Consider the following 22643-nt stretch of genomic DNA (forward strand, 5'->3'; position numbering starts at 1 on the left):
ACTTTTCTGATGCGTTTTTTTCTGCTTTGCCTCCTGCTTGCGGGCTTTACTTCCCTGCAGGCACAGGAGCTCTATGTATTCAGCGACCCGGCTTCGAATGTGCCGGCCCGTTCACTGGTAACAAAAGGCTTTGTTCAGTTGGGCACCCGCAATCCTTTGCCGCAACGCTATGGCGCCGAGGTGATGGCCGGTGTAAGCAAAAAGCTGATGCTGCGTGCCGGTACCACGGTCTCCAATATGATGATGCGGGGCAACCGCTGGGAGGCTGCCTATCTCTATGGCAAGTACCGTTTTTTGAGCAAGGATGGCGTGCATGCGCACTTCCGGATGGCAGCTTTTGCCGAAGCGGCTTACTCCCGCAACCCTACTTTTTTTGATGAAATAAATATTCAAGGAGATGTAAGCGGCAGCCAGCTGGGATTGGTCGCTACCCAGCTCAAAAACAAAACGGCGGTATCGGCTACCGTTGCCTACCTGTCGGCATTCCGCAAACCCACACCGCCCGGTTATGGTATCCCGGTGGTGCAAAATGCAGTTGGTTATTCATTGTCGGCTGGCACCCTTGTATTGCCCAGGGTCTATAAGAACTACGACCAGCTCAACTTCAACATATACGCAGAGTTGCTGGGGCAAAAAGCACGAGGCAGCGATGCCTGGTTTGTGGACCTTGCTCCCGCCATTCAGTTCATTGTAAAAAGCAATACCAAGTTCAACCTGGGTTACCGTTTCCAATTGGATGGCACGGCCAGCCGCTTTACCCAGAACATGTTTGTGCTGGGTGTGGAGCATACTTTTTTCAATGCATTGAAGAAATAGGGGTTGAACCACGAAGACAGCTTCGGCACAGAGGAGCACTGTTTTTTTTGATTTGCTAGTAAATCACCTCTCTGTGTTCCTCCCTTTCCACCCTGTCTCCGTGGTTCAACCCCAAACAAAAAGTCCGCTGCTAAGTTTTGCGGTACTTTTTTGCGGGGTTTTGTTTGTGGTGAAATAGGGCGATAATTACCACCAATTCTTTTGCTGGTTCAATGGTGTAAATGATGGAATAGGGATATTTTTTGAGGCCTAATTCGTGGTAATGAAGGTAGGTATTGCGCCACCAGGTAGGACGCTGGCAAATTCGAAAAAGCGCTTCGTTTATTGCCAAAACAAAGTTTTCTGCCGCAACTAAACTTTGATCCCGGTACCATTGTACGGCTGCTTCATACTCCTTTTGAGCTTCAGGGTGCAGTTCGTACCGGTACATAATTGAGTTGAAGTGCTGCAGTTAAGGTTTCAAAAGAGCTGCAATGCGTTCCTGGCTTTCCTGTGCGCTGACAACTTTTGCTTCGCCACTTTTGTAGTCGGCATGTCTGCGGTCAAGTTCAGCTTTAAGTTCTTCGGTATAGGTTACAGACAACTGTTCAATATCATTTTCCATAATTGCGTAAATAGCCTCTATTTTTTTGTCGTCGGCTACTTCCAGGTAGTTGTGCAGTTTTTGCCGGAGGGCTGTAGTTTTATTCATTTCCGGTGTTTGTACAAATGTAAATCCAATATACCGTAATGCTGGTTGCAATTAGGTTATAAAAGCTTCAAGCAGTTAGCTCCAAGCTCCAAGGCTGATACGATTTTTTGTGCAAATCTAAACCGTGTTCCTTCCTGCCCTCCCTGTCTCCGTGGTTCAATCCCAAACAAAAAGCCCGCTTCCTTTCGGAGCGGGCTTTTTTATGATCAGGACTTGTTCGCTTAGCGCATGAACAGCAGTTCGCGGTACTTGGGCAGGTACCATTCTTTGTCGTCCACCAGCAGTTCCAGCTTGTCGGCGTGGTAGCGGATTTTGTCAAAGAATTTTTCCTTCACTTCTTCGCCATAAGCAATGGCCTTCTCGCGGGTGTTTTCCAGCGCATTGGCCTTTTTGCGGGCTTCAATCATCGCGGTTACCGAAGTGCTCATTTCATTGATGTGACGCGACAGGATCTGCAGCAGCTCTTTCTGGCTGGTGTAGTTGGCGTCTTCCAAACCGATTTCCTTCAGACCTTTGATGTTGTTGATCAGCAGGTTCTGGTAACGGATGGCTGCAGGCAGGATGTGGCTGGTAGCCAGTTCCGCCATCATGCGGCCTTCGATCTGTACTTTCTTCAGGTATTTCTCCAGCTCAATTTCGTGGCGGGCTTCCAGTTCGCTGTGCGAGTAGATGCCGTTGTCGATAAAGAGTTTAAACGCTTTTTCTGTAACCATCGCATCTAGTGCCAGCGGCGTGGTCTTCACGTTGGGCAGGCCGCGTTGCTCGGCTTCGTTTGCCCACTCTTCCGAATAGCCATTGCCTTCAAACAGTACGTTCTCAGAAGCAATGATGTACTCCTTAATTACGTGCATGATGGCGATTTCTTTCTTGTCGCCTTTCTGGATCAGCTTGTCCACATCGCTCTTGAACTGCTTCAGGGTAGCGGCCATGGCGGTGTTGAGCACGGTCATGGGGTTGGCGCAGTTGGCGGTAGAACCCACGGCACGGAATTCGAACTTGTTACCGGTAAAGGCAAAAGGCGAAGTACGGTTGCGGTCGGTATTGTCCATCAGCAGTTCGGGGATGCTGCGGTGGATGTCCATCTTCAGCATGCTTTCGTCCTGCTCATCAAACTTGTCACCCACACGCTGCTTGATATCATTGAGCACCTTGGTGAGGTACTGGCCAATGAATACCGACATGATGGCGGGCGGCGCTTCGTTGGCACCCAGGCGGAAGTCGTTGGAAGCCGAAGCAATAGAGGCGCGGAGAATATCGGCGTAATCGTGGAAGGCCTTGATGGTGTTCACAAAAAAGGTCAGGAACATCAGGTTGGTCTTCGGCGTTTTGCCGGGAGAGAGCAGGTTCACACCGGTATCGGTGGCCATGCTCCAGTTGTTGTGCTTACCGCTACCGTTGATGCCTGCGAAGGGTTTTTCGTGGAGCAGTACGCGCAGTTTATGACGCTTGGCCACGCGGTCCATCACATCCATCAGCAGGGTGTTGTGGTCTACGGCCAGGTTCAGTTCTTCAAAGATGGGCGCACACTCAAACTGGCCGGGAGCCACTTCGTTGTGACGGGTGCGAAGGGGAATACCCAGCACATACGCTTCTTTTTCGAAGTCGCGCATAAAGGCATACACCCGCTCGGGGATGGAACCAAAATAATGGTCTTCGAGCTGCTGGTTTTTGGCCGAGTTGTGGCCATAAACGGTGCGGCCGCACATTACCAGGTCGGGGCGGGCATTGAACATGGCTTCGTCGATCACGAAGTATTCCTGCTCCCAACCCAAAGTAGCAGTAACCTTGGTTACGTTGCGGTCGAAATAGTTACAAACGTCCACAGCCGAAGAGTTGAGGGCTTCAATAGCCTTCAGCAGGGGTGCTTTATAGTCGAGCGATTCGCCGGTATAAGAAACAAAGATGGTAGGGATGCAAAGGGTTTTACCAAAACCGGTTTCCAGGATAAAAGCAGGAGAGGAGGGATCCCAGGCAGTATAACCGCGGGCTTCAAAAGTAGCACGCAGGCCGCCGTTGGGGAAAGAAGAAGCATCGGGCTCCTGCTGGATCAGCGCATCGCCTTCAAACTGCTCGATGGGGGTGCCATCGGTTTTCAAGGTAAAAAAGGAGTCGTGCTTTTCGGCCGTGGTGCCGGTAAGGGGCTGAAACCAGTGTGTATAGTGGGTTACACCTTTTGTTTCCGACCAGGCACGGATGCCATGTGCAATCTGGTTGGCCATCGAGCGGTCGATTTTCTGACCGGCTTTGATGGAGTTGTTCAGGCTTTTATAAGCTTCATCGCTCAGGAACTGGCGGGCTTTGCTCAGGGTAAACACGTTCTCGGCAAAAATGCCGGTGATTTTGGCGGAGCCATTCAGTTGGTGGCTGCTTCCGTTAACCGCCTCGGTAGAGGTTTCGGTCAACCCGCGGAGGGCTTGAAATCGCAAGGACATAGAATAGGTTTTGGGCAAAATAAAGACTAATGGCAGAATTTGTACAAGTATTTTCGGGAAAAGCTGCTTTCAGGTAGACGAATTATAGAAAAATCAGACATTTTTTGAAAATTCTAAACCTGAATGGTGTCACATACAGGCTTCTATAAAATATATCAGGTACTATTAATGTGAGCTTCCGGCCAGTTCCCCTAGGCGTCTTGCATTAGTTGCCTGTTGTTTTCCAGTTGGCTTTTTCCTGATCAAATACAGACAGCAAAAAAGATACAAAGGCAGCACAATACTACGGTAACGCACCACGGCACCCAGGAAGGGGATGGTATAACCAATTATCAGAGCAATAAGCAGGACAAGGATGGCTATAAACCAAATGGTGGGTGTTTGCGAAACTCTTTTGCGCATGCAGGCGGCTGCCCAAAGAGTAGCAGCAACAAGCAACAGGCCTTCCATAGCTGCAAGTGCGGTACCCCAATTATAGCTGTCGGATGGAAAGGGGCGGAACAATCCAATTGCCAATGCCCGGGGCAATTGCTGGAGGTAAGCAGCTGCCGTTGGTTCCAACACCGCCATGTCAATCCGGGAGGCTCCATGTTTATTCAAAAATGCAACCTGCCGGTCTGCAAGAAGTTCCGGGAAGTTCAGTGCCGGTATAAAACGAGGTACTATAAAAAACAGTAAAGCCAAGACCAGCAGGGTAGCGCCAAATCCAATGGCAGGTTTGAGCCGGAACCTAACCGTAATTGCCCATCCCAACAGGGCAGCTCCAATTGGTAGCAGGAGAAAATTGCGCAAAGCAATGACCACTAAGAGACCTGTGGCAAATGCTCCCAGGGTCTGTAGACTGAGTTTGCGGGTATTTTCCCATTTCCAAACTGTATATAGAATGAGTGCAAGGGCAATTACCAGGAATCCCTCTTTATGTATCCCGCTGGTCCAAAATAAAAAGGAAGGCAGCAGCAGGGGCGGATAAATGAGGTAAGCAGGTACCTGTGGCAGCAGGTTGCGGCCCAATCGGTACAATAGGATGGGGCCGGTTAACAGCAAGGCGTTTACCAGTACCACATTTATATAGTAATTGCTCCCGGTAAACAGGTTGCAAATTCCCAGGAGCTTGGGGATGGTATTGGCATCGAGGTTGTTCCACCAGGAGTGGCGGGTACTGAAAAAACCGCCATAGCCCGCTGCATTACCGGTTTCAAACAAGGTGCTTACAAAGGAAAGTGGATCATTTCGGAGCATGCCCGTTTCCACAAGGCCATCCCGGTGGTAGCTCCAGGTGTCGCCTCCCTTTTCCCATTTTCGAAAATAAAACCCGTAAAAAAGCCCGCAGGTTACTTTTAGCCAATAATACCCGGCAAGATGTGGCAGGGGAATACCGCTATTGCGGAAAAAAGGAATGCGCCAAAGCAGCAGGGTACAGCCAGTCAGGTAAAAACAAAACAGCAGGAAGGTCAAGCGGGGTAAGGATTTGCTGGTCGCAAAATAGCCAAATAAGCCACTGGATGACCAATTAAAATAGGGAGCTAGGAACGAAGACCTTAGTTTTGCCGCGCACAACCCCCACGTCATGGAAATTACCGTAAAGACCGCCGAGCAGTTGCGCATTACTGCCGAAGAATTTGAACTCATCAAACAGAAACTGGGCCGTACGCCCAACTTCACCGAGCTCTGTGCTTTTTCGGGCATGTGGAGCGAACACTGCAGTTACAAAAACTCCATCAAATGGCTGAAGACCCTGCCCCGCGAAGGTGGACGCATGCTGGTAAAAGCCGGTGAGGAAAATGCCGGACTGATGGACATCGGCGACGATTATGGCGTGGTGTTTAAGATCGAATCGCACAACCACCCCTCGGCGCTTGAGCCTTTCCAGGGTGCCGCTACCGGTGTAGGTGGTATCCATCGTGATATTTTTACCATGGGTGCCCGCCCCATCGCAGCCCTCAACTCGCTGCGCTTTGGCCGCCTTTCGGAAGACAAAACCCAGCACCTGCTGGCCGGCGTGGTGCACGGCATCGGCCACTATGGCAACTGCTTTGGCGTACCTACCGTTGGTGGTGAAATCTATTTTGAAGACTGTTACCATACCAACCCCCTGGTGAATGCCATGAGCGTAGGTATTGTAAAAGCAGGCAAGACCGTATCGGCTACCGCCCTGGGTACCGGCAACCCCGTGATGTACGTGGGTTCGGCTACCGGCAAGGATGGTATCGGCGGTGCTTCTTTTGCTTCTGCGGAGATCACTTCGGAGTCGGTACAGGAACTGCCCGCCGTACAGGTAGGTGATCCTTTCCAGGAAAAGAAATTGCTGGAAGCCTGCCTCGAAGTGATTGAAACCGGCGGCGTGGTAGGTATGCAGGATATGGGTGCCGCAGGCATCATCTGCTCTACCGCCGAAATGAGCGCCAAAGGCGAAGTGGGTATGCGCATCGACCTGGAGAAAGTGCCCATGCGCCAGCAGAACATGAAGGCCTGGGAACTGCTGCTTTCCGAAAGCCAGGAGCGTATGCTGCTGGTGGTGGAAAAAGGGCAGGAAGCAAAAGTGAAAGCCGTATTTGACAAGTGGGACCTGGAAAGCTCTGTGATTGGTGAAGTAACTGATGATGGCCTGCTTTCTTTCTATATGTATGGCGAACTGGAAGCCCAGATTCCTGCACAGGAACTGGTGCTGGGTGGCGGTGCCCCCGTTTACGAGCGTCCTTATGAGCGTCCTGCTTATTTCGATAAAATTGAAGCTTTCAAACCGGAGTCGGTTTCCGAGCCTGATACCGAAGACCTGAAAGCCATTGCTGAAAAACTGGTTACCCTGCCTTCCATTGCCAACAAGCGCTGGATTTTCAACCAGTACGACAGCATGGTGGGCACCGTAAACGCCAGCACCAATGCGCCTTCTGATGCGCAGATTGTGCTGGTAAAGGAAACTGGTAAAGGGCTGGCGGTAACGGTGGATTGCAACAGCCGCTATGTATTTGCTGATCCCTTCAAAGGTGCAATGATTGCCGTGGCCGAAGCCGCCCGCAACATCACCATCAGTGGTGGCCAGCCCCTGGGGGTTACCAACTGCCTCAACTTTGGTAACCCTTACGATCCGCAGGTGTACTTCCAGTTTGTAAACGCGGTAAAAGGTATGGGTGAGGCCTGCCGCAAGTTCGATACGCCTGTTACCGGTGGCAACGTGAGCTTCTACAACCAGAACCCCGACGGCCCCGTATATCCTACCCCCACCATCGGTATGGTAGGTTTGGTAGAAGACCTGGGTAAGACCATGAGCCTCAACTTCAAACAGGAAGGTGATGTGGTGTTCCTGCTGGGCAGCCTGCAAAACGATATCAACTCCTCCGAATACCTGCAAAAGATCCGCGGCGTGGAGTTTTCTCCCGCACCTTATTTCGAGCTGGAAGAGGAGTTTGCCCTGCAGCAAAAAGTGTCCGAACTGATCAAGGCAGGCTTGCTGCAATCGGCACACGACCTGGCAGAGGGCGGACTGATCGTTGCCCTGCTGGAAGCGGGCTTTACCAATGGCCTGGGCTTTAATGTGCAAATGGTAGAAGGTTTCCGCAAGGATGCTTACCTGTTTGGTGAAGCACAGAGCAGGGTAGTGGTGTCGGTATCTGCCGGCCAGGTGCCAGCCTTCAAGAAAGCTTTGGGCAACCTGCCCTGCTATGAACTTGGTACCGTTACCGCTAGCGACGTAATTGTTGGTGGCTGGAACTGGGGTAGCATCCTTGAGTGGAAAGAAAAGTACGACACGGCTATTGAAAAATACCTGGCAAAAGAAGAAGCCGGTGGTGCGCTGAGCATGATCTAAGCTTTGGAGGATATACTTGTAAAGCCCGGGTGAGTTTTCATCCGGGCTTTTTATTTCACGCAAAGGCGCCAAGGGGCAAAGACGCAAAAAACATAACTGCAAAAACGCAAAGGAGTAAAAGAGATGCTATTAAAATCATTTGACCACCTGCCATTAAGAAAAACCTTCTTTGCGCCTTTGCTCCTTGGCGACTTTGCGTGAAACTTTCGTTGCGTCGTTGCTCCGCCTCGTCGTTGCGTGAAAGACGCCTTTGCGTGAAATGCTTGATATCTACTTATCTTTCCCCAGTATTACCGCCGCTTGCTCCTAAATTGAACTATGAACCAATCTATTGCCATCATTGGTGGCGGCAATCTGGGAACGGCCATTGCCGAAGGCCTGATCAAAAGTGGATTTGTACAACCTGCCCAACTCACCATTACCCGCCGCAACGTGGCGGCCCTGCAGTTTCTACAAGATAAAGGCGTGGTGGTTACTTCCGACAATTCCGCCGCAGTGAAAGATGCCGGTATGGTGATCCTGGCCATCAAACCCTTCCAGTTTAAAGAAGTGCTCACAGAGATTGCCGTTGCCCTTAACCCGCAGCAGGTACTCATTTCTGTAGTTACCGGCATTTTCCTCAAAGACATGCAAAGCATTGTAGGCCACCAAATGCCGCTATTTCGCGCCATGCCCAATACCGCCATTGCCATTCAGGAAAGCATGACCTGCCTGGCCAGCACACAGGCTTCAGCCGAACAGGTGCAAATGGTGCATGATGTGTTTGCTACCCTGGGTAAGGTGGCAGTGATTGACGAAAAGCTGATGGATGCCGCCACCGTGCTGGGTGCCTGTGGTACGGCCTATGCCATGCGGTATATCCGGGCAAATATCCAGGGAGGTATTGAAATTGGCTTTGATGCCAAAACGGCTTCCCTGATTGCTGCGCAAACGGTAAAAGGGGCTGCCGAACTCCTGCTGCAACGTGGCGCCCACCCCGAGCAGGAAATTGATAAAGTAACCACGCCCAAGGGTTGCACCATTGCCGGGTTGAATGAAATGGAGCACCAGGGGTTTTCATCTTCGCTGATCAAGGGCATTGCTACCAGCTACGATAAGATTGTGAAGGGATAGTGGATCTAGATCTTCCATCCCTTGGAGAGATGGAAGATCTAGTCTATTAAACCTTAAAGGTTTACAGCTAATTGATATACAGTAAAATAGGCTTGCTGCTTTTATCAATATAACCTGATAAAATTTCCATGAACCGGGTGCTTACCGCCGGACATCCTTCCGAATTGGGTAAGCGAAACGGCACCTGCATATTGGGCACACCGCGCCAGGAATGGAGTACCACAGCCCGGGCCATCATATTGGAGTTGGTGGCATCCAGACCCACCAGCTTGTAAGCTCTTCCAAAGCGACCATGGTAGGCATAACCTATTTTTGCCAAACCCCTGGATGAACATTTAGAACCCGGAACATTGCTGTACACCGGCTGATCATCTTTTTCCCTGCCATTAAGCACCATACCCTTGTGGAGTATCTGCTGATTTTTAAGGTCCAAAACAAAGAATCGGTACCGGCCCGAATACTGCTGCAGGTCTACATAGAAAGCAACCTTGTCGTTGTAGCGGTTGCCCGGTTTAAGCTGGCTGCACATGGCCTTTAAGGCTTCACTGGAACCTGTTTGTTTTGCGCCTGCCACTGGTAGGTTGGTGTTGTACAGGAATAAAAATATTGCTCCGAGCAGAAGGAGCATTGCCAGGGCAATAAGGGATTTTTTGAGGCTCATAGTTAGTAATGGTGGCTGAAAGTATGCAATTGTAATACACCCGCCAACCAGGAGCCCACATAGTACCCAATTAGGAATGCTTACCTTTTATTTTCGCCATTATTCTTTGGCCTGCGTAAGAGGGATATGAATCTTTTTACTGAAGGTTTCCTGAACTGTGGGTACCAAATCATGCCCGGAGTCCATTGCCGCAGACGGTACAGCAGTTGTAATACCTGCCTGTTTTCGGCCTTTACTTTTTTGTCTAATACCATTACCGGAAACTGTACCAACTTCAGTAAACGTTTGAAGCTTTGCTGGTCTTTCATTTTCAGGGCATCTTCCAGTAGGAACTCAATACCCACCTGCCCATAGGCAAGCAGTTGGGGATATTGGCTGTTTACCGTTTCGTAAAACAACAGGTAAAAATTCCGCATATACCGCCAGCTATTGGTGCGGTTGGTTTGATGCCTGGAATAATAGGTGCCTAAAAATGGGGTATAAACAAAAGGTACCTTGCTGGCCACCAATTCAACTGCAAAAAAGCGGTCACCCAAGGCTTTCAGTTGCTCCGGAAACTGGTGCTTTTTGAAAATGTCGCGGTGCATCAGCATGCATTGCTGAAGGGATGGGTGCGGTGTTTGCGCCAAAAAATCCGGCAGCATCAGGCGTTGTAACAATTGTGCTGGCGTATGGGCACCAATAATTTTTGTTTCACGTGCAATGGGCTGATCGTTGGCATCCATGCTTACGCGTTCGTAATCGCAGTACAGTACGACCGGTTCTGTTGCGGCTTCCGCAACAGCCTGCAGCTGTACAGCCGTTTTTTCGGGATGGATCCAGTCATCGGCATCCAGGCATTGGATCCAGGTGCCTTTGGCAGCCCTTACCCCAAAGTTTCTGGCCTGCGGCAGTCCGCCATTGGCTTTTGCCAGGTACTGCACCCTGTTGTCCTTTCTTTCCAGCTGTATTGCCACCTCTTTAGTGTTGTCTGTTGAACCATCGTCAACAATAAGGCATTCAATATCGGTAAAGGTTTGGGCCAGTACACTGTTGACGCAACGTTCCAGGTACTTTCCCTGGTTGTAACAGTTGACAATAATGGAGACAAGGGGCGCCATGATGCGGAGGGTTGGTTAAGGGAGAAAAGCAGGCTAAAGCATACAAAATATAAAAGGAGGGGTAAAATCAAAATTGTCGGGCCCTTAGTTTTGTTTTTCAATATAAACCCCTGCTTTCCCTCCTTACATTCCCTTTTTAGGATTGTAGCGGACACGGGCAAAGGAGGGGTTTTTAGGACTGTCTGATGTTCACAAAATCTCCCCAAAACTTTCTTCTTTTTTTCCCGCACCCAAACTATCCGTAGTTTTGCATGACCTCCCGGAATTTTTAAGACCCTTCCGCTGGTCATGTACAGGTTGCCAAAACCTGTTTCTTTTTTTCAGAACACCGGATTTGACCAGTAGCACAGCCCTTCTTTAGATAAGCTTTTTGCAATTCGGCAGCCGTTTTGGTCTGGAAAGAACTATTGTACCACAGACAATAACCTCTTATGGCTAAGTATATATTTGTTACGGGTGGTGTAACCTCTTCCCTCGGGAAAGGTATTATTGCGGCTTCGCTGGCCAAACTGCTCCAGGCTCGTGGCCTGCGGGTAACCATCCAGAAATTTGACCCCTATATCAATGTGGACCCCGGAACACTCAACCCCTATGAACACGGTGAGTGTTATGTGACCGAAGACGGTGCCGAAACTGACCTTGACCTGGGTCACTACGAGCGTTTCCTCAACATTTTTACCTCGCAAGCCAACAACGTTACCACCGGCCGCATTTACCAGTCGGTGATCAACCGTGAACGCGAAGGTGCTTACCTGGGTAAGACCGTGCAGGTGGTGCCCCATATTACCGACGAAATCAAGCGCCGGATGTTGCTGCTGGGACAAAACAACCAGTGGGATATTGTGATTACCGAGTTGGGCGGTACCGTGGGTGATATTGAATCACTGCCTTACATCGAGGCCGTTCGCCAGCTGCAATGGGAACTTCCAGAAGAAGACCTGCTGGTGGTGCATCTTACCCTGATTCCTTACCTCAAGGCGGCAAAAGAGCTGAAAACAAAGCCTACCCAACACTCTGTAAAGATGTTGAGCGAAAGCGGCGTTTTCCCCGATGTTATAGTATGCCGTACCGAGGAGCCCCTCAACGATGATATCAAGCGCAAGATCGCCCTGTTCTGTAATGTAAAGCCCGAGGCAGTTATTGAAGCGCCGGATGCCAGCACCATTTACGAAGTGCCCCTGCTGATGATGAACGAGCAGCTGGACCTTACCGTGCTGAAAAAGCTGAACATTACCCAGTTTGGTGAACCCGATCTGACCCGTTGGAAAGGCTTTTTGGATAAACTGAAATACCCCAAGGCCAAAGTATCCATTGGCCTGATTGGTAAATACGTAGAACTGCAGGATGCCTACAAGTCCATCCTGGAAGCATTTGTACATGCCGGCGCTATGAATGAAACCAAGGTGCAGGTACTGCCCATCCATTCCGAAGGCCTTACACCTGAGAATGTTGCGGAAAAGCTGTCCAATCTGGATGGTTTGCTGGTAGCACCTGGTTTTGGTCACCGGGGTATTGAAGGCAAGATCACCGCGGTGCGTTACGCCCGCGAAACAGGTTTGCCCTTCTTTGGCATTTGCCTGGGTATGCAGATGGCGGTAATCGAATTTGGCCGCAATGTGCTGGGTATACAGGGTGCACACTCCACGGAGATGGAGCCCGATACCGAGGGTGCTGTAATCAATATGATGGAAGAGCAGAAGAAGATTACGGCAAAAGGCGGCACTATGCGCCTGGGTGCTTATCCTTGTCATATCAAAGAGGGTAGCCTTGCTTACAAAGTGTATGGCACCTCGGACATCACCGAGCGCCACCGTCACCGCTACGAGTTCAATAACGAATACCTGGAGGCTTATGAGCAGGCCGGTATGGTAGCCAGCGGCCGCAACCCCGAAACAGGGCTGGTAGAAATCATCGAGCTGCCCAACCACCCTTATTTCATTGGTTCGCAGTACCACCCCGAGCTGAAGAGCACCGTGGAAGCACCGCACCCGCTCTTTGTAGGCTTTGTGGCTGCTGCCCGACAGTACCACGATAAGAAGATCGCTTTGCGTCCTTCCGTGGTAACTACTGAAGCTTAAATTAGGAACCACTAAGACAGAAAGGCGCGAAGAGGACACCAGGATTTTCTTGATAAAACTTTATCTCTTTGTGTCTTAGTGGTTCAAAAACCCTATTGAAGCCAGCTCACAAGCTGGCTTTTTAACTTCGTAACCGAAACTCCTGACTATCTTTGCCGCCTTTAAACAAAGGAAGGGCGAAGCCAAAGCACCGAAGGGCAACATGTTCAGCGGATCTTTGGCGCCGGTTTTCCGGAGTACTATCAATCAATTTTTTTGCAAATGAATTTCGACCGGAATACGATCATTGGATTCGTAGCTATGGCTGTGCTGTTTTTAGGTTATTTTTTTTACAATAGCCAGGAACAGGCAGCTTTCCAAAAGAAAAGGGCTTACGAAGATTCGGTGGCCCTTGCCCGCATGCCTAAAGTGGACAGTGCTGCCCTGCGCCGCGACTCCATGCGCCTCGATTCGCAAAGCCGTATTGCTTCCGCCGGCGGTTTCCAGTCCGCGGCTACCGGCACCGAGCAATTTACCGAAGTGGTGACCGATGTAATGAAAGTGGTGTTTTCCAACAAAGGCGGTCAGCCCCGGTATGTAGAACTCAACCAGTTTAAAGGCACCGACAGCAACCATGTTCGACTGGCCGGATCTGATTTTGATAAGATCAGCTACGTGGTACGCACCGGTGACAACCGCACCGCTGATGTGGCTAATTTTTACTTTCAGGGTGGACAGACCGTTAAAAACGCCGATGGTTCCACAACGGTTAAATACCAGTTGCTGGGCGCCAATGGCGCAGCCGTTGTACACCAGTATGTGGTTAAACCCAACAATTACCTGATTGACTTTACCATTGGCCTGAACGGCGTGCAGCAGCTCACCCAAAACAATACCCTCAACCTGCTGTGGCAAAACGAAGCCCGCCAGCTCCAAAAAGACCTGAGCTATGAGCGCACCCAGTCGGCTATAAATTATAAGGCCGATGGCAGCACCGATTACGAAAACATTACCGGCAGCAGCAGCGAGGAGTTTGACCAGCCTGTAAACTGGGTTGGGGTAAAACAACAATTCTTTGCCAGCGCACTGGTAGCCAAAAACAATTTCACTTCCGGTGAAGTTAGCTGGACGGCGCCTGCTGCCGACAGTAAGAACAACACCATTGTACAGGCTGTAGCCAATATGAAGGTTAACCTTCCTGCAACTGCAAACACAACAGTTCCCCTAGCCCTGTATTACGGTCCTACCGACTACAAGATCCTGAAGCAGTACGGCAACGACCTGGAGGACATGGTGAACCTGGGCAGCGGTATGTTTGCCTTTGTAAAATACCTGAACCGCTGGGTGGTAATTCCCCTTTTCGACCTGTTCCGGACCCTTACCAGCAACTACGGTATCGTGATCCTGTTGCTGACCCTGGCCATCCGCCTGCTGATTTCGCCAATCACCTATAGCAGCTACCTGAGCGGTGCCAAGATGAAGGCCCTGCGCCCTGAGATCGAAAAGTTGAAAGCCAAACACGGCGACGACCAGCAGGCCATGAGCATGGACCAGATGAAGCTATTCCGCGAAGCCGGTGTAAACCCCCTGGGTGGTTGTATCCCCGGTTTGCTCCAGCTGCCCATCTTCTTTGCCCTGTACTCCTTCTTCAACTCGGCAGTGGCCTTGCGGGGTCAAAACTTCCTGTGGGCCGATGACCTGGCGCAGTACGATTCGATCCTGAACTTACCCTTCGCCATTCCTTTTTACGGCGACCATGTAAGCCTGTTTACCATTACCGCGGTGCTCACTTCTTTTGCTATTTCCATTTATAGCATGAGCATGACCCCCGACCAAAGCAACCCGGTGATGAAGTACATGCCTTACATCTTCCCCTTCATCCTCCTGTTTGTATTCAACAAACTGCCTTCGGGTTTGACCTGGTACTATACCGTTTCAAACATCATAACCCTGGTGCTCCAGTTTGTGATCCAGAACTATATCATCAACCATGATAAGATCCTGGCGAAAATTGAAGAAAACCGCAGCAAGCCAAAAGCAAAAAGCAAGTGGCAGGAGCGTTTTGAGGCCATACAGGACCAACAGAAAAAAGTACAGGACATGCAGCAGCGTACCAAAAAATAAGCTGCTTTCATACTAATAATCTTAGGGGTTCATGTTTTCGGCACCAGATGGCTGAAAATATGGACCCCTAAACTTTTTGAACCCTTTGTCATTGTTGGAGCCAACTAATGGGGATATTTGGCTCGTCTTTAAGACGTGGTTATGATTAAAAAAGGCATTTTATCCTTCCTGGCGGTTTTGTTTTCCGTTTTTGCGTTTAGCCAAAAGAAACTTACCGAAGGCATTATCCAGTATAATGTGGTAATCAATACGGGTTCGGAAAAGCCCAAGGCGGCCGATTTCCTGGATGGCGCCAATACTACTGTTTACCTGAAAGGCAACAATAGCCGCAGCGATATGGTGAGCGCACTGGGTACGCAAAGCACATTGGTGGATGGCGCCCGCAACAGCATTGTGATACTAAAGGATTATGGCTCCCAGAAATACATGATCAACCTGACGCCTGCCAACTGGAAGGAATTGAACAACAAATACCTGGATGTGCAGTATAGCCTTCAGGATTCGACCCGGAATATTTTGGGTTATAACTGTAAAAAGGCGGTGGGTAAACTAGCTGACGGCACCCCGGTAGAAGTTTGGTACACCCCCGATGTGCAGGTGGACAATAAAAATTTCAGTGTAATGGGGCAAAACCTGCCCGGCCTGGCGCTGGAGTTTAAAACCAATATGGGCAGTACCAGCATTACCTATACCGTGTCCAAAATCAGTTTCACCACCGTGCCTGTTGCCCGTTTCGATCTGCCAAAGGCGGGTTACCGTATCATGACCTACGAAGAAAGTAAGGGCATGTAAATTGCCCTAAATAAAAAAGCCGGCGCAAGGCCGGCTTTACTGTCTTATAGCGGATGTAACTAGTAGCGGGTTGGTTTAAAACTTACCTTGTCCAGCAGCACCTTACGTTTAATCGGCAGGATGTATGCCTGATTCCCCCTTTCAACCATTACAGGCTGATTGAGGATGATGTAATTGTTGCTTTCTGTCTGGCTCAACACCTTACTGCCACGGTAGCTATACCCCGAACGTAGGGTAAAGGTTTTATAATTGACCGTGCCGGTACGTGCAGAAAGCAGGTTTTGTTTGCTGCGCGGAAATTCAGATTTCTTACCACCTTCGCCCAAAGTAGCGAATGCCACCATTGATGCCGAAAGGAGCACCAGGGTAGCAAGCTTCCGCTGAAGAATCGGGGTTATTTGGCGGTTTAGTTTCATTTGCAACAGCGAAAGTACTAAATAATATTAACATTTATGCTTGCCTGTAGAATTTCTTTTCGCCTATGTTAAACGTGTGGGGATAAAGAAAAGTTGTGATTATTGGCGCTTTTTTGGCTTAATAGTAAATTGTAACCGGAGGAATTTAGGATGCAGTCAGACCAATATTTTGACCGTGAGCAGATGCAGGAGTTGTTGCGTAACTATGAAAACCTGAGACTGGGTAAAAGCAGCCCGTTTCTGGAAGAAGAGGCTTTTGAACGCATCATCGACTACTTCGACGATAAAGAGGATATGGGCAAGGCACTGGAAGCAGCCGCCATTGCCATCGAGCATTTTCCTTTTAACGCTACCCTGTTGTTCAAGAAGGCCGATCTGCTGATCGCCACCCGAAAGTACTACCAGGCACTCGACCTGCTGGAGCGTGCCGAGGTGCTGGACACAACGGATATAAATCTCTACATTTTAAAGGCAGATGTTTATATGGCCATTGGCAAGCCCGAGAAGGCTGCCGAAGTGCTGGAAACATCCATCAACCTGTTTGAAGGCGAGGAGCGCATCGAGCTGCTGTTTGAGTTGGCCGACGTGTTTGACGACTACGAGGAGTTTGAAAAGGTATTCGATTGCCTGGTGATGATCCTCAAAGAGGAGCCAACCAATGAAGAAGCTTTATACAAAATCTGCTTCTGGACCGATTTTACCGGCCGCAACGAAGAAAGCATCCGCCTGCACCTTTCCATCATCGACGAACATCCCTACAACGAGCTGGCCTGGTTTAACCTGGCTGCAGCTTACCAGGGATTGAAGTTGTTTGAAAAGGCAATTGATGCTTACCAGTATGCGCTGGTGATAGATGAGAAGTTTGATTATGCCTACCGCAATATGGGGGATGCATATATCAGGCTGCGTAAGTACAAAGAGGCTATCGAGGCATTGGAAAAAGTGCTGGAATTGTCCAAGCCCGAAGAAGTGATCTATGAAGCCATCGGTCATTGTTACGACCGGATGAAGGAATACACACAGGCAAGGGCTTACTACCGCAAAGCTTCCAACATGAATGCGGAAGACAGTAAGTTGTATTACAAAATTGCCTGTACCTACTACAACGAAGGGCAATTTTTAAATGCTTCCAAACAATTAGAGTCGGCGCTGCGGCTGCACCGCAACCAACAGGAGTACAACCTGCTGATGGGCGAATGCAAACTGCAGATGGGTGAATATCGTGAAGCCATCCTGTACTTCTCTTATGTGGTGCGTACGCGGCCCAAGAAGGTAGCCGGTTGGGAAGCGCTTGTACGTTGCCTTTATGAAGCGGAGTACTACTTCGAGGCCAAGCAACAGGTGCTGGCAGCCCTGGATGCCACCAACAACAAACCCGTATTTTACTATTACCTCTCTGCCATACTGTTTGCCGAAGGCAAACCAAAAGAGGCATTGTTGTACTTGGAAAAGGGATTGGAACTGTCGCCCAACACACTTAAAAAGCTGGTAGCCCTGAATTCATCGTTGCTCCAGCATAGCCAGGTGATTGAAACCATTGCCCGCTACAAGCGAAAGCGTGGGGGCAAATCACAACAATAGCAGATAGTTTTCCCCTATTTTTGCCCGCAATAAATTTAGGGTTAACAATCTGCTACACATGAATTTCAACCTGACACAGATTCCGGAACGCCATCCCAAGCCCCGTAAGGCAGGCATCACCATGGTGATGGACAAAGGCCTGAGCGTAAATGAAGCACGCAATTTTATGAGCGTAGCGCATCCGCATGTCGATATCGTGAAGCTTGGCTTCGGTACTTCCTTTGTTACCCCCAACCTCGAGGAAAAACTCGAAGTATATGCTTCTTACGACATCCCCGTTTACTTCGGCGGTACCCTGTTTGAAGCTTTCCTGATCCGCAACCAGTTTGATGATTATATCGCTGTGTGCAAAAACTTTGGTATCAAATACATGGAAGTGAGTGATGGCTCCATCACCATTCCGCATACCGAAAAGTGCGGCTATATTGAAAAACTCACCGCACACGGTACCGTATTGAGCGAGGTAGGTAGTAAGGACGCCGCACACATCATTCCTCCATACAAATGGATTGAACTGATGCGTGCCGAGCTCAGCGCCGGTGCCACATACGTGATTGCCGAAGCCCGCGAAGGCGGAAACGTAGGTATCTACCGCGGTTCAGGTGAGGTGCGTGAAGGCCTGGTACAGGAAATTCTGACCCAAATTCCCGGCGAGCGCATCCTTTGGGAAGCTCCCCAGAAAGAACAGCAATTGTATTTTATCGAGCTGCTGGGTTGCAACGTAAACCTGGGCAACATTGCACCTACCGAAGTGCTGCCTCTGGAAGCCATGCGCATTGGTTTGCGTGGTGACACCTTCCACCTCTTCCTCGACAAAGCAACTGCCCAATGAGCCTGTATGGATTGCTGGGTAAAACCCTGAAGCATTCTTTTTCGAAAGGTTTTTTCACCGATAAGTTTGCAAAAGAGGGGAGGACTGAGGACCGTTACGACAACTTTGAACTGGAACATATTGGTCAGCTGGAAAGCCTGCTGCAACAGCACCCAGACCTGCGTGGCTTAAATGTGACCATACCTTACAAGGAAGCAGTGCTTCCTTTTTTACATGCCAAAAACGAGGTAGTAGCAGCTATTGGTGCCTGCAATTGTATCAAGATAGAAAATGGTAAACTGCATGGCTTCAATACCGATGTTGTAGGCTTTCGCGATTCACTGCAAAAAAGATTGCAGCCGCAGCATACCCATGCTTTGGTGCTGGGTACAGGTGGTGCGGCAAAAGCGGTGTTTTATGTATTGGAACAACTGGGAATTGCCTACCAGGTTGTTTCGAGAACTAAAACAAGCGATACCATAACTTATGAAGAAGTGACACCTGATTTGATGGCTTCGCATCGGCTGGTGATCAACACTTCTCCGGTGGGCATGTATCCAAAAATGGATAAAGCCCCGCTGCTGCCTTATGATGCTATCTCACCGGCGCACCTGTTATTTGATTTGATTTATAACCCCGAACAAACCTTGTTTTTAAAACATGGTGCTGACCGGGGTGCTCAGACTGCCAATGGGTATGAAATGCTGATTGGCCAGGCGCTGGAAAGCTGGCGCATTTGGACGGGATCGGAACACGGATAAAACAGATTGAACGGATGAAGACGGATATCTGTTCCATTCCGTTTCATCCGTTCAATCTGCGTTCCTATCACTAAATTCCGGATAATTTTTCTTTTACTACTTCAGGTACACTTGCCGTTTTGCGTTTGTTGTAATCAAAACAGATCATGCCTGTTTTAGCAAGCGCCACCACTTTTTCATCTCCTTCATTTACCAGCATATAGGCCAGGTCAAAGCTTACACGGCTGAAATCAAAAGCGGTAACATAGGCCCGCAGGGTATTGCCATAAAACACTTCATTTTTGAATTCAATGGCTACATCACCCATAATAAGGCTAACGCCATCCATATCGAGTTCAGAGTATCCGTAGTGCTTCAGGTATTGCATTCTTGCTTCGTGCAGCAAGGAAAGAATGGTGTCGTTGCCCACATGCCCGCCATAGTTTACATCGGTGATGCGGATGGGTAGGAGGGTAGAGAAAGTAAAAGTTTCGGGTAGTTCCAGTTTGATGCGTGCCATGCGCCGCAAGATAGGCGCAAATAGTGGGAGTGAATCACCAGTTGGTGGTTCCTTTACCTTGTTTTTGAAACAGGAATTCTAAATAGTTGTACTTAAGTTATTAGTCTACCTGTTGTACCATTTCCATTACACCGGCAAAATCGGCTGTAGTTACCAAAGAAGGGTTGGCTACCCTTTGTTTGAGCTGCAATACCAACTCCGTACAGCCTGCAGGCAGCGGTACTTCGCCGCAGCGAAACAGATCGTACAGTTTTTTGGGCAGCCTTACTGCGGCATCATCGGCAACAGATACCACCATGTAACGCTCCAGTTCTTCGTCTGCAACAAGGTAACTGGTTGGTACCACATCGTACAAGCGGGAATCATTGTTTCGTGCAGGTTGGGCATATGGAATAGGACCGGAGCCTGAACCCGGAAGGAGGGAGTAAGTAGCTTGTGTAAACCTGTTATTGGATGGAGCGGTAGATGTAGCTCTTGTTACGATTTCGGAAGCAACATCCTGCGAAGAGTGCCTGTTATCCGGCAGGGGCACAATCGTACTTTCAACGGGAGCCCTATGCCTGCTAACACCACTGTTGGGCGCTGTGGTGTTGTACTGGCGGAAAATGAAAAAAGCAAACAGTAAGGACGCTGCCACACTGCCGTATCGTATCCATTTATTGCGGGGCAGCATACGGATTACAGGTGCACTTATCGCTTCGGGTTCCATCTTTTTTTGGATGGCTTCCCAAGCATCAGTCGGAGGTACGGAACTATAATTGTGCAGCTTTTGGGCGAACAGGGGTTTGTCTTCTAGTTGTTCGGACAGGCGTTCCCACCCCATTGCGGGCGGTTCGGGGGCCCATTCTTCCAGTCTGCTTTTCCAACCTGTTTGCATGATCAGCGTACTTTTCGTTTTTCAATGTGTTTTTGCACCAGGTCCTGCAGTATTTGCTTGGCACGGCTCAACTGGCTCTTGGAAGTACCTTCGCTGATGCCGAGCAACTCGGCGATCTGTTTGTGCGAATAACCTTCCACTACGTACATGTTGAACACGGTGCGGTACCCGGGCGACAATTGCTGCACCAACGCCACAATATCCTTTTCGGCCATATTGTCCAGCGCGGTGAGGTAGCTGCCTTCGTAGGTTTCCTCCTCTTTTTCGGTTAAGGGTTGCAGGTGCGTTTTGCGGCGGAAGTGCTCAATGGCCGTATTTACAAAAATGCGGCGCACCCAACCTTCAAACGAACCTTCGCTGCGGTAGCTCTCCAGCTTGCGGAACACTTTTACAAAGCCTTCCTGTAGTATGTCCTCTGCCTCTTCGGCATTGGCCGCATAGCGCAGGCATACCCCGTACATCTTCGGTGCGAAGCGGTGGTATAATTCCGACTGTGCCTTGCGGTCGCCGCGGAGGCTACCCTCAATTAAGTCGGACTCCGGGGTCATTTGGTTGCCTGCAGGTTGCAATATTTCAGGTTTGCGGTTGTTGATTCAAAAATGTTACCAGCTGCGCAACGGCTTTTTTGCGGTGGCTGAACTTGTTTTTTTCATCCATGCCCATTTCTGCAAAACTGCTTTCGCTGCCATCGGGTACGAATATGGGGTCGTAGCCAAAGCCTTCACTGCCTTTGGGTGCAGCAATAATCCGGCCTTCGCAGATGCCTTCAAACAAGTGCTCTTGTCCATTAAGGATAAGGGCCACCACGGTGCGGAAACGGGCTTTGCGATTTTCACTGCCTTCCAGCTTGTGTAGCAACAAGGCCATATTAGCAGCGTCCGATTTTACCTCGCCGGCATACCGGGCACTGCGCACGCCGGGTTCGCCGTTCAGCGCCGCTACTTCCAGGCCGGTATCCTCACTGAAACAATCCTGTCCCGTCATTTGATGGATTACCCGGGCTTTTTCCAGGGCATTTGCCTCCAGCGTATCATGGGGTTCGGGTATGTCGATATCGATGCCGGCTTCTTTCAGGGTTTGTACCTGTAGGACGGCAGGAAGCAAGGACTGGACTTCTTTTACTTTGTTGGTGTTGTTGGTGGCAAAAATCATAACCAGTGATTTGCAGGATTTTTGAAGGATTTGTAGGAACCGCTAACCTATATGATTTTATAGGATTTCTAGAATGTAACCCTCTTGTTGGAAGTGCTTTAGTTGTGAAAATATGGTGCTCCGAACTTCTTTGTAATCAATAGATCATACAAAACACATGAAAAAGGCACAGCCTTGCTGCGCCTTTGAATTATGAATATTTATGCTTTTCATTCCGGATCTTATTAATCCTTTTAAAATCCTATCAATCCCCGGTTCTATATGCCGAACATATTCTTCAAGCACCCCCACAGCTGCATTTTCAAGTCCCGGTTCTGGGAAATTGGGCCGAGGGGCAGGGCGCAGAGGTAAGTACGCTGGTCGAAGTTCTGCAGCTGGAAATGCGGGAAGTTGAAGGGCAGGTCTACCTGCTGCGGCGTAACGCCCATCAGCAGCACCTGTTTGCTGTTGAACTGTTTCAGTAACTCGGTATAAGGCTGCGGGTAGTGGTGAAAGTTTACAATGGCCACATCAGCGATGCTCAGGCGGCAGGCGCTGAGGATGTTGGACAAAAACTCCAGTTCTGCATCTGGCAGGTAAGGGTAAGCATCATTGCTCACTACTATGAGGATTCCTTTTTTGTTACCACCCAGGGAAGGCGTATTGCCCATTGCCACCGGTGAAGCTTCATATTTTGGCGCGGGTTCTTCCAAAGGCAGCAGGGTAGTGGCTGATGCGGCAAGGGGGGGAGCAACGGCTGCTGGCGCCTTTAGTTGTTCCGGGGCAGCTGCAGGTGCTGGCTTTGGTGTAACAACAGGTTCGGTAACATCCGCCTGAACTTTTTCCACAACCTTCACCTTAGGCTCTATCTCCTGTACATGTTTGTGTGGAACGCTTGTGTCCAGCAGCGTATCGGTATAGAGTTGCGAAAGTAGTCGGTTGTTTAAAGGAATGTTATTGAGGCTCATGCTACAAG

21 protein-coding genes are annotated in these 22643 nt (G+C 49.6%); 9 read left to right on the forward strand and 12 right to left on the reverse strand.

All coding sequences use genetic code 11. The annotated features are described in order from the left end of the window. The coding region (locus tag BUE76_RS08670; protein ID WP_216820643.1) for a hypothetical protein at positions 1-816 on the forward strand (816 nt) is incomplete at its 5' end. Positions 817-946: 130 nt separating this feature from the next. Here the strand turns inward: BUE76_RS08670 and BUE76_RS08675 are convergent. From BUE76_RS08675 to BUE76_RS08690, 4 genes are all read right to left on the reverse strand, one after another. Continuing rightward, positions 947-1246, reverse strand: coding sequence for a type II toxin-antitoxin system RelE/ParE family toxin (locus tag BUE76_RS08675; protein ID WP_073042603.1), 300 nt, complete (start codon positions 1244-1246; stop codon positions 947-949). A 21-nt stretch (positions 1247-1267) separates the two neighbouring features. Next, a complete protein-coding gene (locus BUE76_RS08680; protein ID WP_073042601.1) occupies positions 1268-1507 on the reverse strand; it encodes an addiction module protein in 240 nt (79 codons plus the stop codon). 221 nt (positions 1508-1728) lie between these two features. Continuing rightward, on the reverse strand, positions 1729-3939 hold the full coding sequence (locus tag BUE76_RS08685) for a glutamine synthetase III family protein (RefSeq protein WP_073042599.1): 2211 nt from the start codon (positions 3937-3939) through the stop codon (positions 1729-1731). A gap of 165 nt (positions 3940-4104) precedes the next feature. Then, complete coding sequence (locus BUE76_RS08690) at positions 4105-5394, reverse strand: hypothetical protein (RefSeq protein ID WP_073042597.1); 1290 nt, start codon at positions 5392-5394, stop codon at positions 4105-4107. Positions 5395-5506: 112 nt separating this feature from the next. Here BUE76_RS08690 and purL point away from each other — a divergent pair, with 112 nt between their 5' ends. Both purL and proC read left to right on the forward strand, forming a co-directional pair. Beyond that, positions 5507-7744 (forward strand): phosphoribosylformylglycinamidine synthase subunit PurL, encoded by a 2238-nt coding sequence (gene purL, locus BUE76_RS08695; RefSeq protein ID WP_073042595.1) that lies wholly within the window; start codon positions 5507-5509, stop codon positions 7742-7744. Positions 7745-8062: 318 nt separating this feature from the next. Next, positions 8063-8857 carry a pyrroline-5-carboxylate reductase gene (proC, locus tag BUE76_RS08700; RefSeq protein WP_073042593.1) on the forward strand — a complete coding sequence of 265 codons (795 nt, stop codon included), beginning with the start codon at positions 8063-8065 and terminating at the stop codon, positions 8855-8857. 67 nt (positions 8858-8924) lie between these two features. On the opposite strand, the gene BUE76_RS08705 is transcribed toward proC, so the two are convergent. Together BUE76_RS08705 and BUE76_RS08710 are read right to left on the reverse strand one after the other, a co-directional pair. After that, positions 8925-9518 carry a murein L,D-transpeptidase catalytic domain-containing protein gene (locus BUE76_RS08705; protein WP_073042591.1) on the reverse strand — a complete coding sequence of 198 codons (594 nt, stop codon included), beginning with the start codon at positions 9516-9518 and terminating at the stop codon, positions 8925-8927. Positions 9519-9598: 80 nt separating this feature from the next. Further along, positions 9599-10618 (reverse strand): glycosyltransferase family 2 protein, encoded by a 1020-nt coding sequence (locus tag BUE76_RS08710; RefSeq protein ID WP_073042590.1) that lies wholly within the window; start codon positions 10616-10618, stop codon positions 9599-9601. 431 nt (positions 10619-11049) lie between these two features. Here BUE76_RS08710 and BUE76_RS08715 point away from each other — a divergent pair, with 431 nt between their 5' ends. From BUE76_RS08715 to BUE76_RS08725, 3 genes are all read left to right on the forward strand, one after another. Beyond that, the gene (locus BUE76_RS08715; protein WP_073042588.1) at positions 11050-12696 is read left to right on the forward strand and encodes a CTP synthase; all 1647 of its coding nucleotides are present in this window, start codon (positions 11050-11052) and stop codon (positions 12694-12696) included. Positions 12697-12957: 261 nt separating this feature from the next. Then, entirely contained in the window at positions 12958-14799 is a 1842-nt protein-coding gene (yidC, locus tag BUE76_RS08720) for a membrane protein insertase YidC (RefSeq protein ID WP_073042586.1), read from the forward strand. A 141-nt stretch (positions 14800-14940) separates the two neighbouring features. Continuing rightward, on the forward strand, positions 14941-15591 hold the full coding sequence (locus tag BUE76_RS08725) for a hypothetical protein (protein WP_073042585.1): 651 nt from the start codon (positions 14941-14943) through the stop codon (positions 15589-15591). 59 nt (positions 15592-15650) lie between these two features. Here BUE76_RS08725 and BUE76_RS08730 read toward each other — a convergent pair whose 3' ends face one another. Further along, positions 15651-16007: a hypothetical protein gene (locus BUE76_RS08730; protein ID WP_073042583.1), complete on the reverse strand. Its 357-nt coding sequence runs from the start codon at positions 16005-16007 to the stop codon at positions 15651-15653. A 150-nt stretch (positions 16008-16157) separates the two neighbouring features. On the opposite strand from BUE76_RS08730, the gene BUE76_RS08735 reads away from it, so the two are divergent. Genes BUE76_RS08735 through BUE76_RS08745 form a run of 3 tightly spaced genes read left to right on the forward strand, consistent with a single transcriptional unit; the run spans position 16158 to position 19160 of the window. After that, positions 16158-17588, forward strand: coding sequence for a tetratricopeptide repeat protein (locus BUE76_RS08735; RefSeq protein WP_073042581.1), 1431 nt, complete (start codon positions 16158-16160; stop codon positions 17586-17588). A gap of 58 nt (positions 17589-17646) precedes the next feature. Beyond that, positions 17647-18420 carry a phosphosulfolactate synthase gene (locus BUE76_RS08740; RefSeq protein ID WP_073042580.1) on the forward strand — a complete coding sequence of 258 codons (774 nt, stop codon included), beginning with the start codon at positions 17647-17649 and terminating at the stop codon, positions 18418-18420. Then, on the forward strand, positions 18417-19160 hold the full coding sequence (locus BUE76_RS08745; protein ID WP_073042578.1) for a shikimate dehydrogenase family protein: 744 nt from the start codon (positions 18417-18419) through the stop codon (positions 19158-19160). Before BUE76_RS08740 ends, BUE76_RS08745 begins: the two co-directional genes overlap by 4 nt. Positions 19161-19230: 70 nt before the next feature. Here the strand turns inward: BUE76_RS08745 and BUE76_RS08750 are convergent, their stop codons facing one another. The 5 genes from BUE76_RS08750 to BUE76_RS08770 form a co-directional block, all read right to left on the reverse strand. After that, complete coding sequence (locus tag BUE76_RS08750) at positions 19231-19659, reverse strand: acyl-CoA thioesterase (protein WP_073042672.1); 429 nt, start codon at positions 19657-19659, stop codon at positions 19231-19233. A 100-nt stretch (positions 19660-19759) separates the two neighbouring features. Continuing rightward, positions 19760-20536 carry a hypothetical protein gene (locus BUE76_RS08755; protein ID WP_073042576.1) on the reverse strand — a complete coding sequence of 259 codons (777 nt, stop codon included), beginning with the start codon at positions 20534-20536 and terminating at the stop codon, positions 19760-19762. A 2-nt stretch (positions 20537-20538) separates the two neighbouring features. Further along, positions 20539-21084, reverse strand: a complete 546-nt coding sequence (locus BUE76_RS08760) for an RNA polymerase sigma factor (protein ID WP_073042670.1) — start codon at positions 21082-21084, stop codon at positions 20539-20541. Positions 21085-21109: 25 nt separating this feature from the next. Beyond that, the gene (gene rdgB / locus BUE76_RS08765; RefSeq protein ID WP_245798340.1) at positions 21110-21688 is read right to left on the reverse strand and encodes an RdgB/HAM1 family non-canonical purine NTP pyrophosphatase; all 579 of its coding nucleotides are present in this window, start codon (positions 21686-21688) and stop codon (positions 21110-21112) included. Between the two features lie 257 nt (positions 21689-21945). After that, positions 21946-22635: a hypothetical protein gene (locus BUE76_RS08770; RefSeq protein ID WP_073042573.1), complete on the reverse strand. Its 690-nt coding sequence runs from the start codon at positions 22633-22635 to the stop codon at positions 21946-21948. Between the last annotated feature and the right edge of the window lie 8 nt (positions 22636-22643).

Origin of the sequence: Cnuella takakiae (assembly GCF_001953305.1) — a bacterium.
GTDB lineage: Bacteria > Bacteroidota > Bacteroidia > Chitinophagales > Chitinophagaceae > Flavisolibacter > Flavisolibacter takakiae.

What these genes read in the sequence shown, in the direction of transcription:
- rdgB (WP_245798340.1), bottom strand. Translation starts at nt 21,688, where the DNA reads ATGATTTTTGCCACCAACAACACCAACAAAGTAAAAGAAGTCCAGTCC.
- purL (WP_073042595.1), top strand. Translation starts at nt 5,507, where the DNA reads ATGGAAATTACCGTAAAGACCGCCGAGCAGTTGCGCATTACTGCCGAA.
- yidC (WP_073042586.1), top strand. Translation starts at nt 12,958, where the DNA reads ATGAATTTCGACCGGAATACGATCATTGGATTCGTAGCTATGGCTGTG.
- proC (WP_073042593.1), top strand. Translation starts at nt 8,063, where the DNA reads ATGAACCAATCTATTGCCATCATTGGTGGCGGCAATCTGGGAACGGCC.
- BUE76_RS08715 (WP_073042588.1), top strand. Translation starts at nt 11,050, where the DNA reads ATGGCTAAGTATATATTTGTTACGGGTGGTGTAACCTCTTCCCTCGGG.
- BUE76_RS08745 (WP_073042578.1), top strand. Translation starts at nt 18,417, where the DNA reads ATGAGCCTGTATGGATTGCTGGGTAAAACCCTGAAGCATTCTTTTTCG.
- BUE76_RS08735 (WP_073042581.1), top strand. Translation starts at nt 16,158, where the DNA reads ATGCAGTCAGACCAATATTTTGACCGTGAGCAGATGCAGGAGTTGTTG.
- BUE76_RS08760 (WP_073042670.1), bottom strand. Translation starts at nt 21,084, where the DNA reads ATGACCCCGGAGTCCGACTTAATTGAGGGTAGCCTCCGCGGCGACCGC.
- BUE76_RS08755 (WP_073042576.1), bottom strand. Translation starts at nt 20,536, where the DNA reads ATGCAAACAGGTTGGAAAAGCAGACTGGAAGAATGGGCCCCCGAACCG.
- BUE76_RS08710 (WP_073042590.1), bottom strand. Translation starts at nt 10,618, where the DNA reads ATGGCGCCCCTTGTCTCCATTATTGTCAACTGTTACAACCAGGGAAAG.
- BUE76_RS08705 (WP_073042591.1), bottom strand. Translation starts at nt 9,518, where the DNA reads ATGAGCCTCAAAAAATCCCTTATTGCCCTGGCAATGCTCCTTCTGCTC.
- BUE76_RS08770 (WP_073042573.1), bottom strand. Translation starts at nt 22,635, where the DNA reads ATGAGCCTCAATAACATTCCTTTAAACAACCGACTACTTTCGCAACTC.
- BUE76_RS08730 (WP_073042583.1), bottom strand. Translation starts at nt 16,007, where the DNA reads ATGAAACTAAACCGCCAAATAACCCCGATTCTTCAGCGGAAGCTTGCT.
- BUE76_RS08680 (WP_073042601.1), bottom strand. Translation starts at nt 1,507, where the DNA reads ATGAATAAAACTACAGCCCTCCGGCAAAAACTGCACAACTACCTGGAA.
- BUE76_RS08750 (WP_073042672.1), bottom strand. Translation starts at nt 19,659, where the DNA reads ATGGCACGCATCAAACTGGAACTACCCGAAACTTTTACTTTCTCTACC.
- BUE76_RS08685 (WP_073042599.1), bottom strand. Translation starts at nt 3,939, where the DNA reads ATGTCCTTGCGATTTCAAGCCCTCCGCGGGTTGACCGAAACCTCTACC.
- BUE76_RS08675 (WP_073042603.1), bottom strand. Translation starts at nt 1,246, where the DNA reads ATGTACCGGTACGAACTGCACCCTGAAGCTCAAAAGGAGTATGAAGCA.
- BUE76_RS08725 (WP_073042585.1), top strand. Translation starts at nt 14,941, where the DNA reads ATGATTAAAAAAGGCATTTTATCCTTCCTGGCGGTTTTGTTTTCCGTT.
- BUE76_RS08740 (WP_073042580.1), top strand. Translation starts at nt 17,647, where the DNA reads ATGAATTTCAACCTGACACAGATTCCGGAACGCCATCCCAAGCCCCGT.